Origin of the sequence: Arthrobacter sp. TB 26, assembly GCF_000427315.1 — a bacterium.
In the GTDB taxonomy this organism is placed as follows: domain Bacteria; phylum Actinomycetota; class Actinomycetes; order Actinomycetales; family Micrococcaceae; genus Arthrobacter.
The window spans coordinates 1-12,194 of record NZ_AUPJ01000484.1; the positions used below are offsets into that span (position 1 = coordinate 1).

Annotated in this window: 11 protein-coding genes and 2 pseudogenes (1 of these 13 running past the window's edge); 10 read left to right on the forward strand and 3 right to left on the reverse strand. The window is 67.7% G+C overall.

All coding sequences use genetic code 11. The features are described from left to right. Positions 1–190: 190 nt before the first annotated feature. Positions 191–1,198, reverse strand: coding sequence for a bile acid:sodium symporter family protein (locus tag K789_RS0118835; protein ID WP_024368106.1), 1,008 nt, complete (start codon positions 1,196–1,198; stop codon positions 191–193). Positions 1,199–1,481: 283 nt separating this feature from the next. Here K789_RS0118835 and K789_RS0118840 point away from each other — a divergent pair, with 283 nt between their 5' ends. From K789_RS0118840 to K789_RS0118850, 3 genes are all read left to right on the forward strand, one after another. Next, positions 1,482–2,996, forward strand: coding sequence for a SulP family inorganic anion transporter (locus K789_RS0118840; RefSeq protein ID WP_029705321.1), 1,515 nt, complete (start codon positions 1,482–1,484; stop codon positions 2,994–2,996). 229 nt (positions 2,997–3,225) lie between these two features. Next, positions 3,226–3,666, forward strand: coding sequence for a protein-tyrosine phosphatase family protein (locus K789_RS0118845; protein ID WP_024368108.1), 441 nt, complete (start codon positions 3,226–3,228; stop codon positions 3,664–3,666). A gap of 148 nt (positions 3,667–3,814) precedes the next feature. Next, positions 3,815–4,555, forward strand: coding sequence for a peptidase E (locus K789_RS0118850; protein WP_024368109.1), 741 nt, complete (start codon positions 3,815–3,817; stop codon positions 4,553–4,555). Here the strand turns inward: K789_RS0118850 and K789_RS0118855 are convergent. Together K789_RS0118855 and K789_RS0118860 are read right to left on the reverse strand one after the other, a co-directional pair. After that, the gene (locus K789_RS0118855; RefSeq protein WP_128081679.1) at positions 4,508–4,984 is read right to left on the reverse strand and encodes a hypothetical protein; all 477 of its coding nucleotides are present in this window, start codon (positions 4,982–4,984) and stop codon (positions 4,508–4,510) included. The genes K789_RS0118850 and K789_RS0118855 overlap by 48 nt on opposite strands. A gap of 58 nt (positions 4,985–5,042) precedes the next feature. Continuing rightward, the gene (locus K789_RS0118860) at positions 5,043–6,149 is read right to left on the reverse strand and encodes a GTP pyrophosphokinase (RefSeq protein ID WP_024368111.1); all 1,107 of its coding nucleotides are present in this window, start codon (positions 6,147–6,149) and stop codon (positions 5,043–5,045) included. A gap of 259 nt (positions 6,150–6,408) precedes the next feature. Here K789_RS0118860 and K789_RS0118865 point away from each other — a divergent pair, with 259 nt between their 5' ends. From K789_RS0118865 to K789_RS26595, 7 genes and pseudogenes are all read left to right on the forward strand, one after another. Then, the gene (locus K789_RS0118865) at positions 6,409–7,203 is read left to right on the forward strand and encodes an alpha/beta hydrolase (RefSeq protein ID WP_024368112.1); all 795 of its coding nucleotides are present in this window, start codon (positions 6,409–6,411) and stop codon (positions 7,201–7,203) included. Between the two features lie 43 nt (positions 7,204–7,246). After that, a complete protein-coding gene (locus K789_RS0118870) occupies positions 7,247–8,638 on the forward strand; it encodes a TrkH family potassium uptake protein (protein ID WP_024368113.1) in 1,392 nt (463 codons plus the stop codon). Continuing rightward, on the forward strand, positions 8,631–9,326 hold the full coding sequence (locus K789_RS0118875) for a potassium channel family protein (protein ID WP_024368114.1): 696 nt from the start codon (positions 8,631–8,633) through the stop codon (positions 9,324–9,326). The genes K789_RS0118870 and K789_RS0118875 overlap by 8 nt, the downstream gene beginning before the upstream one ends. Before the next feature lie 78 nt (positions 9,327–9,404). Further along, a complete protein-coding gene (gene nhaA, locus K789_RS0118880; protein ID WP_024368115.1) occupies positions 9,405–10,754 on the forward strand; it encodes a Na+/H+ antiporter NhaA in 1,350 nt (449 codons plus the stop codon). Between the two features lie 82 nt (positions 10,755–10,836). Beyond that, positions 10,837–11,839, forward strand: a pseudogene (locus tag K789_RS23560) (carbohydrate kinase family protein). A gap of 9 nt (positions 11,840–11,848) precedes the next feature. Beyond that, positions 11,849–12,145, forward strand: a pseudogene (locus K789_RS26590) (YbhB/YbcL family Raf kinase inhibitor-like protein); the annotation flags it as partial. Further along, positions 12,061–12,194: the start of a hypothetical protein gene (locus K789_RS26595; protein ID WP_306376600.1), read on the forward strand. 172 nt of this gene lie beyond the right edge of the window; 134 of the gene's 306 nt are visible here — the first part of the coding sequence; its start codon is at positions 12,061–12,063; the stop codon falls past the right edge of the window. The pseudogene K789_RS26590 and the gene K789_RS26595, both read left to right, overlap by 85 nt.

Genomic DNA, 12,194 nt, shown 5'->3' on the forward strand with positions numbered 1-12,194 from the left:
CCGACCTCGAGACGGTGACGGAACTCGGTGCCCGCGGCGTCGCCCAGCTGGCCTTCTCGGACACCCCCCAGCCGGACGGTGTCGACGTCCTGGCGCCGGGGACCGCGGGGACGGCGGAATCCCTCGCTGAGCACGCCGTCGCGAGGTTGCTCGCACGCCTGCACGGCTAGACGCCGGCTGGGCGCCGGCGCTACGCGTCCCGCAGCGGGCGCCGCGCCAGCCAGGCCGCGACGATGGCGCCGGAGATGTTGTGCCAGAGCGAGAACACGGCCGACGGCAGCGCCGTCAGCGGGCTGAAGTGCGCCGTGGCCAGGGTGGCTGCCAGCCCGGAGTTCTGCATGCCGACCTCAAACGCCAGCGCACGGCGGGCCTTGTCGTCCAGGCGCCCCAGCTTGCCGGCCAGGTACCCCAGGCCCAGCCCGAAGCCGTTGTGCAGCACCACGGCCAGGAACACGATCCCGCCGGCGGCGACGATCTTGCTGGCGCTTCCGGCCACGACAATCGCCACGATCAGTGAAATCACGACGGCGGAGGCCCAGGGCAGCGCCGGGAGCACCCTGGCGACGAGCTTTTTAAGGAAGAGGCGGGCCAGCAGGCCGGCGATCACCGGCAGCAGGACGGTCTTGACGATGTCCAGCACCATGCCGCCGGCGTCGATCTGCAGATAGGAGCCGGCCAGGAACAGCACCAGCAGCGGTGTCACGATCGGGGCGATCAGGGTGGACACGGAGGCGACGGCGACGGAGAGGGCGACGTCGCCCTTGGCCAGGAACGCCATCACGTTGGACGCGGTGCCCGAGGGCGCGCAGCCCACGAGGATCAGGCCCACGGCCAGTTCGGGCGAAAGATTCAGGGCGACGGCGATCAGCCAGCCGGCGCCGGGCATGATGACGTAGTGCGCCACGATGCCCAGGACCACGGCCCAGGGCCGCTTCGCCACCGAGGCGAAGTCAGGCGGGGTCAGGGTCAGGCCCATGCAGAACATGATGATGCCCAGGAGGTACGGCACGCTGGGGCCGAGGGGCTTAAAGGCGCCCGGCAGCAAGTACCCGGCGACACCGGCGATGACGACCAGCAGCGGGAAGACGGTCACCGCGATGCGTGCGATCTTGGCCTCGGCGGCGAGGGCGGGATTGACCGGGACCGCGCCAGCGCTGGTCTCCGGGGCGGACTGCGGGGTTTTGGTTGCCTCAAGCATCCAAGCATGGTGCCACTGCCGGCGCACCGGAGCCAGTTCGTGAACGCCCCGCGGGTGAATATGTCAGATTTCTTTGGGACGTCCGGATCGCGGGAGGCGGCTTCCGGCACCCACGGTAAAGTTGCCCTTGCAAGACGAGCCACGGCCGCTTCAGGCTGACGCCCTTGCCTCGTGATTTCCCTTCCGGCGCATTGTGGCGCCCCATCCTTGCCGACGTCGCCACGCCGTTGCTGAATACCGAAGCCGCCGCGTCGCGCCTTCCTGAGACTGAACGGAGCCAGCAATGGCCACCAAATCCGCCCCGGCCCTGACCCCGGAGCAGCTCCAGTCCGTCCGTGGCACCCTGCGCTCCCCGCGCCGGGTGAAGATCGAGGTCCTCGGCGGGCTGGTCGTCGCTCTGGCCCTCATCCCGGAGGCTATCGCCTTCTCGATCATCGCCGGCGTCGATCCGCGGATCGGGCTCTTTGCCTCCTTCACCATGGCGGTCACCATCGCCTTCGTCGGCGGCCGCCCGGCAATGATCTCGGCGGCCACCGGCGCCGTCGCCCTCGTGATCGCGCCGCTGGTGAAGTCCCATGGCCTGGACTACCTCGTCGCAGCGGTCATCCTTGCCGGCCTCTTCCAGGTCATCCTGGGACTGTCCGGGGTGGCGAAGCTCATGCGTTTCATCCCGCGCTCGGTTATGGTCGGCTTCGTCAACGCGCTGGCTATCCTGATCTTCATGTCCCAGGTCCCCGAACTGATCGGCGTCCCCTGGCTGGTCTACCCGCTCACTGCACTGGGCCTGCTGATTGTCTTCGGACTGCCCCGGCTAACCCGGGCCGTCCCGGCGCCGCTTGTGGCGATCGTGGTCCTGACCCTCATCACGGTGCTGGCCGCCGTTGCCGTTCCCACAGTGGGGGACAAGGGCGAACTGCCGGATTCCCTGCCGGCCCTGTTCATCCCGAACGTTCCGTTCACGGTCGACACACTGCAGGTCATTTTCCCGTACGCCCTGGCCATGGCCTTCGTGGGGCTGCTCGAATCCCTCATGACTGCCAAGCTCGTCGACGATGTCACCGATACCCGGTCCCACAAGACCCGCGAGGCCTGGGGGCAGGGCGTGGCGAACATCGTCACCGGCTTCTTCGGCGGCATGGGCGGCTGCGCGATGATCGGCCAGACCATGATCAACGTGAAGGCCTCCGGGGCGCGTACCCGGATCTCCACGTTCCTCGCCGGTGTCTTCCTGCTGATCCTCGTGGTGGTCCTTGGCGACATCGTCTCGCTGATCCCGATGGCGGCGCTGGTCGCCGTCATGATTTTTGTCTCTGTGGCGACCTTCGACTGGCACAGCATCCGCCCCCGGACCCTAAAGATGATGCCCAAGAGCGAAACCGTGGTCATGGTCGCCACCGTGATCGTCACGGTTGCCACCCACAACCTGGCCATCGGCGTCGGCGTCGGCGTGCTCGTCGCGATGGTGATGTTCGCCCGCCGGGTCGCGCACTTCGTCACGGTCGAACGGACCGTGACAGAGGCCGACGGCGTCCCGGTGGCCACGTACGTTGTGGACGGCGAACTGTTCTTCGCCTCCTCCAACGACCTCTACACCCAGTTCGAATACGCCCTGGACCCCGAGCACGTGGTCATCGACATGCACGCCTCCCACCTCTGGGACGCCTCGACCATCGCCGCGCTGGATACCGTCACCGAGAAGTACCACCACCACGGCAAGGACGTGAAGATCGTCGGCCTCAACGATGCCAGCGTCCTGATGCGCGAACGCCTCGGCGGCAAGCTCGGCGCCGGCCACTAGGCTGCGCTCCTGCCCGGTTGCTTCCTCCGTCACTCTAGAGACAGCCGGCACGTCCCGCCAGAGCTTCTTCACTCCGGACCTGCGCGCTCCTGCCCAGTTGCTTCTGCGCGGACACGGAAAAACCCGGCGTGTCGGACGGATTGGCAGCGCTTCTGGGGTACGGCCGGGGTGGAACTGGGCGGGAACGCAGCCGGTGCGTGATGCGGGCGGAAGGGCTACGCTCGGGAACATGACGCAGACCTGGGATCCGGGCCAGAACGGAGTCCTCGAATTTCCGTCCGGCCGGCTCATCCGCGGCCGTGGCCTGCTCAGGCCGTTTCCCGCCGGGCAGCGTCCCGACTTTGGCCTGTACCTGCTGGGGAAGCGCCCGGGTCCGGTGCCGTGGGATTCCCGCTGGGTCCGCTGGCGGGACTTACACGTTCCGGCCGACGACGCCGACACCTTGGACGCGCTTATCGAGGCCTGGCGCCGCGCCGAGCGCGAGCGGGTTGAAGTCGCCTGCTGGGGCGGCCGGGGCCGGACCGGCACCGCACTGGCCTGCATCGCCGTCCTGGACGGTGTCCCCGCCGCGGAGGCCGTCGCCTTCGTCCGCGCGAACTACCGGCGGGGAGCCGTTGAGACCCCGTGGCAGCGGAAGTACGTCGCCCGGTTCCTGGGCCCGGACGCCTAAGCTTCCCGCGCCAAGTCCCCGAAATTAGCTCACACAATTGGGTGCACGAGGTAGATTCCGGTCCGGCTCGCCTGGGACGCGTTGGCCGTTCCGGCCGACCTCGGTAGGCTCAGGTGCGATGTTTACCCCGTCCAAAGGAGAACCCCGTATGGCTGCCGAAAGCCCCACAATCCTCGCGACCTCCGGCGGCTACAAGCCGGGGGCACGCACACGCCTGGAATTCAACAAACTGGTCCATTACGCGGTGGACTTGTCCGGTGTCGCCGGGCGGGCGCCCAGGGTCGCGCACGTCGGCACCGCCAGCGGGGACCAGCGGTGGTTCAACAATGAGATCAGCGAAGCGGGAAACGTCGCCGGCTTCCAGCTCAGCCACCTGAACCTGTTCACCATGCCCAACGTCGGCAACATCGAGGAGTACCTGCTCGGCCAGGACGTCGTGTGGGTCAATGGCGGTTCCGTTGTCAACCTCCTCGCCGTCTGGCGCGCCCATGAACTGGACGCGATCTTCCGGCGCGTCTGGGAGGCCGGGGTGGTGCTGGCCGGAGTTTCGGCCGGTTCGATCTGCTGGTTCAACGGCGGAACAACCGATTCTTTCGGTCCCGAGCTCCGCGCCGTGAGCAACGGACTGGGGCTGCTCCCGTACGACAACGGGGTCCACTACGACTCCGAAGCCGCACGCAGACCCCTGGTACACCGCTTGGTCGAGGACGGAACATTGGGCGAGACCCACTGCACCGACGACGGCGTGGGCCTGCTCTACCGCGGGACCGAGCTGGTCGAGGCAGTCACGGAAACGCCGGGCAAGGCCGCCTACCGGGTGCAGCTGGTCCAGTCAGAGGGCTCAGCCGCCGAGGTGCTCGAAGAACGCCTGGAGCCGACCGGGCTCTAGGACCTCATTCGGCGGCGTTCGTGGCTTCTGAAGCGCGGCGAGCCGGCCGGGCGAAGGCCGCAACAGCGAGGAAAATGCCGAGGGCACAGAGGCAGTCGCCGCAAGCTGGGCCGCCGGGTATCTGTCCGTGGCGATTCCGAGGGCCACGGTCAGCGGAAACCAGATGATCAGCCAGCCGCCGATGACCGCGACGGTTCGGGGCACGGATAGCCCCCCGCGTCCAATCAAAACGCCAAGACCTATGGCCGCGGTTGATAGGCCGCCGATGATCATGGCTGCAAGACCCAGCCGTGCCAGTCCGGGATCGCCGGAGTCAATGGCATAGACCCGCACTGCCTCCAGAACGCCGGTCAGCAGTGAAAACATACCTGCCGCCGTCAGCGTCATACACAGGGTGGTCATCGTCGTCGTCCGCGGACTGGCGCTCATAGTCCCAGAACCTAGCACCAGCGGACCCGGGCCGGCAGAGGCGCACGCGCCGGAAGCCCTAACCCTGCGTCAGCCGGTAGCGCTCGATCTGCTTGAGCCGCCGGAGGAGGCTGTCGCGCCGCGGGTGCGGGACGGCGTCGGCCGGTTCCGCGGTGAGGTCGATGTGTTTGGTGCCGTACTGCCAGAGCAGCAGGTCATCGAGAAGCCGGTCCGGGCCGGGAGAGTAGCGGTGGTCCAGGGCCTTGCGGACCTCGGTGATGCGGTTGGCGCTGAGCAGCCCGGCCAGCTGCATGGTCTGGTTGAGGCCGTGGGCTGCCATCAGCTCGGCGGCCCAGCCCCAGTCGTCGTCGACCTTCCGGTCAACGTGCGGCAGGAGCGTGCGCCAGACGTCGCGGATCCGGTTCGGGGTGAGCTGCGCGGCGCCTTCGCCGTCCATGTCCCAGTAGCTGCGGACCTCCTCATAGCGTTCGTGCAGGTCAGCGAAGGCACCCTCCACGGTTTCCAGCATGGCGGCTGTGGCGGTGAACTGGCGGTCGAAGTGCGGCGTCCAGGCGCGCGGATCCTCGGCCTTGAACCGGATGTCGTGTTCGATCTCGCTCCAGGCGTGCGCGAACACGGTGCGGATCTGGCATTCGAAGAAGTAGCTGCCGTTCGGCTGGACCTCCGGGTTAAAGGCCTGCTGGTACTCCTTGACGGCCTCGTTCTGGATGGTCCGCAGGATCAGGTGCCGGCTGGAATAACCGTAGGTCCCCGACTCGATCGAGCCGATGTCCTTCTCGCGGTCCCCGCGGCAGTCGAAGAGCTGGCGCTGGCGTTTGATCAGGTTGGCCACCACCGCGTTTTCCGCCGGCAGCTTGGTGATTACCCGGATGCCCACCATGTCATTGAGGGTCCGGAACGGGTCCGGGAACTTCAGCACCGGCGGACCGCCCGGCTCCAGCGGCTCCTCCGTCCGGGAGATCTTCTCGCGGAACGATTCGACCGTCTTGGTCCGGCCGGTGACGAACAACGGCGTCACCTCGGTGCCCTTGAGCATGGCCCGCAGCGTCAGCAGGACCTCGCGGGTGACCAGCTTCAGGGCAGGGCGCACCCGCTCGTAGAGTTCCACGTTTTCCTGCACGGAGTCGCGCAGGTTCACGTCCAGTCGATCCCAGTTGCTCGCCATGCCTCCAGCTTACGGCCGGGGTACGACGGCGGAGGGCTGACACCCCCGGGGGTCCCCGACGTGAGCCGAAACCGCCGGAAAACTGCGGCAGGAACCTCCGCCAAGCCGGGCCGGAGCCGCCCTACGCCGTGCCGCGCAGCGCTCAAGGTAGGCTCGGCACATGGCTGATGTGCGGCGTCGGGCTTCGACCGCGGCCGCAGCGGCGGTGACTCTGGGGGCAGTCTCCGCCGCCTGTTCACCTGGCCCCAAGGAGGACACTGTGAAGCGGCATAGGTACAGCTACGGGGATGACCCCAGCCAGTGGGGTGAGCTCTTCCTGCCGGATGCTGCGGTTACCAAGGGTGTGGTGGTGGTCATCCATGGCGGCTACTGGCGCTCGCAGTACGGCGCGGAACTCGGCGAACCCCTGGCCAAGGACCTGGCGGCGCACGGCATGGCCGCCTGGAACCTCGAGTACCGCCGTGCGGGCAACGGCGGCGGCTGGCCCCATACCTTTTCCGACGTGCTCGCCGGAATCGACAAGCTCGGTGACATCGCCGGCGAACACGGACTCGGCCTGGACAGGGTCGTGGCGCTGGGGCACTCGGCTGGCGGGCATCTTGCGGTGTGGGCGGCGGGGCGTACCCGGCTCGCCCAGCTCGGCGCCCCGGACGCGGACCGCCAGCTGCTGCGCAGGGTCGACGACGGCGCCGTGCACCTGACCGGTGTCGTCAGCCAGTCCGGGGTGCTGAACCTCGCTGAAGCCGAACGGCTGAACCTCAGCAACGGCGCAGTCAGCAACCTGCTGGGCGGCTCCTCCGAGAAATACCCGAAACGGCATAAATATGCGGACCCGATGAGCGCCGTCCCGCTGGCGGTCCCCGTCTATGCCGTCCACGGCACGGACGATGACACTGTTCCCGTGAGCCAGTCCGACTCCTACGCTGCGGCGGCCAAGTCTGCCGGCGCGCCCGTCCAGCTCCTGAAGGTCCCGGGGGACCATTTCGCCCTGATCGACCCGAAGGCCGCCGCCTACCGGAAGTGCCGGGAACTGGTGCAGCTCCTGCTGGGCTGAACCGCATCAGAGGCGCGCGGCGCCCGGTGATAGCGTGACCCCTATGCAAGTTGAAGTTCCCGCGGTCCTGCGCGCCCTGGCAGCGGGCTTCACCAAGTTCATCCGGGCGTTCGCGCCGCGCCACCCGGCCCAGGTGATCGTCGTTGGCTTCGCCGGTGCCGTCGCCGCCGGCACCGGGCTGCTGTTGCTCCCGGTGGCCAAGGCAGGCGGGGGTGGTGCCACCCTGCTGGAGGCCCTGTTCACCGCCACCTCAGCCGTCTGCGTAACCGGCCTGATCACCGTGGACACACCAGTTTTCTGGAGCGGATTCGGCCAGGTGGTCATCCTGGTCCTGATCCAGGTCGGCGGGTTCGGCGTCATGTCCTTCGGCACACTGCTCGGGGTCCTGACCGCCCGCCGGCTGGGCCTGAGGTCCCGAATTTCCGCCGCCGCCGAGACCAAGAGCAGCGGCTTCGGCGACGTCCGCCAGGTGCTGATCGGAGTTCTGCTCATCAGCCTCATCGTGGAAGCGGCCCTGGCGCTGATCCTCACGATCCGCTTCATGGCCGGGTACGGCTATCCACTCGGCGACGCCGTCTGGCACGGCGTGTTCCACTCCATCTCGTCCTTTAACAACGCCGGCTTTGCCCTGTATTCAGACAACCTGATGGGATTCGTCGGCGACCCCTGGATCTGCCTGCCAATAGCTGCCGCTGTGATCATCGGCGGCCTCGGATTCCCGGTACTCTTCGAACTGGGCCGGCAGTACCGGCGTCCCATCCACTGGAGCATGAACACGAAACTCGTCCTCGTCGGCTCGGCCATCCTCCTGGCCGGCGGCGCAGTGTTCCTTACCGCCGTCGAATGGGCCAACCCGGCAACCCTTGGCGGCCTCCCTCCTGCCGAACGCGTGCTGGCCGGCTTCTTCCAGTCCGCCATCACCCGTACGGCCGGCTTCAACAGCATCGACATCGCCCAGATGAATCCGGTGTCCTGGCTGGGCATGGACATCCTGATGTTCATCGGCGGAGGCCCGGCCGGAACTGCAGGCGGCCTGAAAATCACCACTTTCGCCGTCCTGTTCTTCATCCTCAGCACCGAGCTGCAGGGCGGGACGGCTGTGAACATCTTCGGCAAGCGCCTGTCCCGCGCGGTGCACCGCCAAGCCATCACGGTGGTGCTGCTGGCGATCGCCCTGGTCACCGGCTCGACGATGTTCCTGATGCTGATCACCGATTTCGGACAGGAACGGATCCTGTTCGAGGTCATTTCGGCCTTCGCCACGGTCGGGCTGTCCACCGGCATCACTGCCGCCATCCCTCCTGCGGGTCAACTGGTGCTGATCCTTCTGATGTTCGTCGGGAGGCTGGGCCCGGTGACGCTTGGCGCGGCCCTGGCCCTGCGCGAACGACCCATGCTCTACGAATATCCTAAGGAAAGGCCCCTCATTGGCTAGGAACATCTTTTCGTCCCACTCCCCTGCCGCCGGTGACAAGGCGTCCTCGGTGGTGGTCATCGGTCTGGGCCGCTTTGGTGGCTCGCTAGCCCTGGAACTGGAGGCACAGGGCACCGAGGTGCTCGGCATCGACGCCAGCGAGGAAATCGTCCAGTCCTTCAACGGACGCCTCACCCATGTGGTCCGGGCCGACTCCACCAAGGAAGAAGTGCTTCGCCAGCTCTCGGTCCATGAGTTCGACCGGGCGGTGGTCGGGATCGGCTCGGACATCGAAGCCAGCATCCTGACGACCTCCCGGATCCTCAAATTCCGGCGCCCCCAGATTTGGGCGAAGGCCATCAGCGAACCGCACGCCGAGATCCTTGGCCAGCTCGGCGTCGAGCACGTCATCCGGCCGGAACACGACATGGGCAAACGCGTCGCGCACCTGGTCCTCGGCTCGATTCTTGACTATGTGGAATTCGAGGACGACTTCGTAATGATCCGGACCAGCCCGCCGTCGGGCATCCGCGACCGGCCCCTCGGCGTGCTCGGCCTCCGGGACAAGTACGGCATCACCATCGTGGCGGTCAAGCGGCCCGGCGGCAAATGGGGCCACACGACGGCGCAGACAGTGCTCTACGACGACGACCAGATCATCGTCCAGGGCAGCAAAGCCAAGGCCGAGCGGTTCAGCACGATGCCCTGACCGACTAGACTGGGTGGCAGGTGCGCCGGGAAGTCTGGTCGGCATAGTTTCGTCGACCCAACTTTTAGGACTCCCCGCATGAGCCCCACACCCGCTCCCTTCCGGCCGCGTTTGACCATCTTCGGCCGCGGCAGCTACGCCGAATCCCTCCGGATCGGCGAGATCCTCCGCAAAGAGACAGTCGGTGGCGCCCTCCTGGTTGCCGCCGCCGTGATCGCCCTGATCTGGGCCAACTCGCCGGTTTCAGAGAGCTACTTCGCGCTGCGGGACTTCACGTTCGGCTACGAACCATGGCACCTGGAACTGAGCCTGGGGGCGTGGGCGGCCGACGGACTGCTGGCGATTTTTTTCTTCCTCGTCGGACTCGAGCTCAAGCGTGAGTTCATCGCCGGGGACCTGCGGCAGCTGAACAAATCGGTCGTTCCGGTCGCTGCGGCCGTCGGCGGCGTCGCCATTCCGGCCGTGATCTACAGCGTCGTCAACCTCGCGAGTCCCGAGACCCTGCGCGGCTGGGCGATCCCCACCGCCACCGACATCGCCTTCGCCGTCGCCGTGCTGGCCATCATCGGCTCGCACCTGCCCAGCGCCCTGCGGATCTTCCTGCTGACTCTCGCCGTGGTGGACGACCTGCTCGCCATCACCATCATCGCCGTGTTCTACACCAGTGACCTCCAGGTAATGCCGTTGCTGCTGGCCCTGATTCCCTTGGCGCTCTACACCTACCTCGCGCATAAATACCGGCGGTTCTTCGGGATGAAGGCCCCGGCCGCGTGGTTGATCCTCCTGCCCTTGGGCGCGGTCACCTGGGCCCTCGTCCATGCCTCGGGGATCCACGCGACCGTGGCCGGTGTGCTGCTCGGGTTCGCCATTCCGGTCCTGCGTTCGCAGGCCAGCGGCGGCCCGGAGGCCGGACCGGGCCTCGCGGAGATCTTCGAGCACCGGTTCCGCCCAATCTCGGCCGGCGTCGCCGTCCCGATCTTCGCGTTCTTCTCCGCCGGCGTGGCCGTGGGCGGCTGGGACGGGCTGGTCTCCGCGCTTACCGACCCGGTGGCTGTCGGCATCATCATGGCGCTGGTTCTCGGCAAGCCGATCGGCATCATGGGCACAACCTGGCTGCTCACGAAGGTCACCAAGGCGCGGCTGGACACCAGCTTCAAGTGGATTGACGTCTTCGGGGTGTCCCTGCTGGCCGGCATCGGCTTCACCGTCTCGCTCCTGGTGGCCGAGCTGAGCTTCGGCCAAGGCAGCCTCCACGACGACCACGCCAAGGTGGGCATCCTCGCCGCCTCCGTGCTGGCGGCCCTGCTGGCAATGCTGGTGCTGAGGACCCGGAACCGGCAGTACCGGCAGGCCGAAGAAGCGGAGAAAGTCGACTCGGACCACGACGGGATCCCGGACGTCTACCAGCAGGACGGCAGCGCCCGGTAGACCGCTGGGCGAAGGCCTGGACCAGCCACCCGCGCTGCGGAACACGCGGGCGCCGGCCCGCGTTCTCTGGCAGAGTATGAGCATGCTCACAGTTATTGGCGAGGGCCTGGTTGATGTGGTCCAGCGTTCCTCCGGTATCCAGGCCCATGTCGGCGGAAGCCCGCTCAACGTCGCCGTGGGGCTGGCCCGGCTGGATCATCCGGTGCAGTTCATCGGCCGCTACGGACGCGACGCCTACGGCGAAGCGGTGGCGGCCCACCTGAAGTCCAGCTCGGTGCTGCTGCCGCTAGGCCCCGACGAGCTCCCCACGTCCGTGGCCACCGCCCTGATCGACGACGACGGCGCCGCCAGCTACACCTTCGAGCTCGCCTGGGAGCTGCCCGGGCTCGCGGACCGGCTGCCGTTTATGCTGCAGGGAACGACACTGCTGCACACCGGCTCGATTGCCACCATGCTGGCTCCCGGGGCGGCCGGTGTGCTCGCCGCCGTCGAGCTTGCCCATCCGTTGGCCACGATCAGCTTCGACCCCAACTGCCGGCCCAGCATCATCACCGACGTGGACTACGCGCGCCGGCAGGCGGAGAAGTTCGTCACCCTGGCGGACGTGGTCAAGGCCTCGGATGAGGATCTTCAGTGGCTGTACCCCGGCGAGGATCCGCTGGATTCGGCCCGCCNNGCTTGCGCTTGGCGGCTCGGAAGGCCCCGCCATGGTGGTGGTCACCCGAGGCGCGCAGGGGCCCTGGGGCGTGAATGCCGCCGGCGAAGCGCATTTCCCGGCGCCGTCCGTGAAAGTGGCGGACACTGTCGGCGCCGGCGACTCCTTCATGGCCGCGCTTCTCTCCGGCGTGGTGGACCTGGGCCTCGCCGGGGCGCAGAACCGCAAGGACCTGCGTGAGCTCTCCGCCGAAAGCCTCCGCGAACTCCTGGCCCACGCCGCCTGGGCCGCCGCGGTCACCGTATCCCGGGCCGGTGCCAACCCGCCCACCCGTGCCGAACTGAACCGGATGGAGCTCGGCGCACAAACCCCGCATCCGACGGAAACCGCGGGCAGCGACCCCGAAAGTGCAGATCTCCCCAGCAACTGAAAGGCAGCCATGACACACCACGATGCCCCGTCTTTCCGCGTCAGCAGTGAGTCATTCCTCGACGGCCAGACCCTGCCGACCGCCCAGCGCGGTGCCTCGACCGGCGCCGGTGCCAAGGACGAGTCGCCGCAGCTGAGCTGGAGCGGTGCCCCGGCCGGAACCCAGAGCTACGCCGTCACCGTGTTCGATCCCGACGCCCCGGGCCGCGGCGGCTTCTGGCACTGGGCGGTGCTCGACCTCCCGGCCGGTGTCACCAACCTCCCGGCCGGAGCGGGGTCGCGCCAGGGCGGGCACCTGCCGCCCGGCGCCTTCCAGCTGAAGAACGACGGCGGCGCCACCGGCTACCTGGGGGCGG

Bases quoted from the DNA above. Each gene is read 5' to 3' on its own strand.
- K789_RS0118835 (WP_024368106.1), bottom strand. From the start codon at position 1,198: ATGCTTGAGGCAACCAAAACCCCGCAGTCCGCCCCGGAGACCAGCGCT.
- K789_RS0118840 (WP_029705321.1), top strand. From the start codon at position 1,482: ATGGCCACCAAATCCGCCCCGGCCCTGACCCCGGAGCAGCTCCAGTCC.
- K789_RS0118845 (WP_024368108.1), top strand. From the start codon at position 3,226: ATGACGCAGACCTGGGATCCGGGCCAGAACGGAGTCCTCGAATTTCCG.
- K789_RS0118850 (WP_024368109.1), top strand. From the start codon at position 3,815: ATGGCTGCCGAAAGCCCCACAATCCTCGCGACCTCCGGCGGCTACAAG.
- K789_RS0118855 (WP_128081679.1), bottom strand. From the start codon at position 4,984: ATGAGCGCCAGTCCGCGGACGACGACGATGACCACCCTGTGTATGACG.
- K789_RS0118860 (WP_024368111.1), bottom strand. From the start codon at position 6,149: ATGGCGAGCAACTGGGATCGACTGGACGTGAACCTGCGCGACTCCGTG.
- K789_RS0118870 (WP_024368113.1), top strand. From the start codon at position 7,247: ATGCAAGTTGAAGTTCCCGCGGTCCTGCGCGCCCTGGCAGCGGGCTTC.
- nhaA (WP_024368115.1), top strand. From the start codon at position 9,405: ATGAGCCCCACACCCGCTCCCTTCCGGCCGCGTTTGACCATCTTCGGC.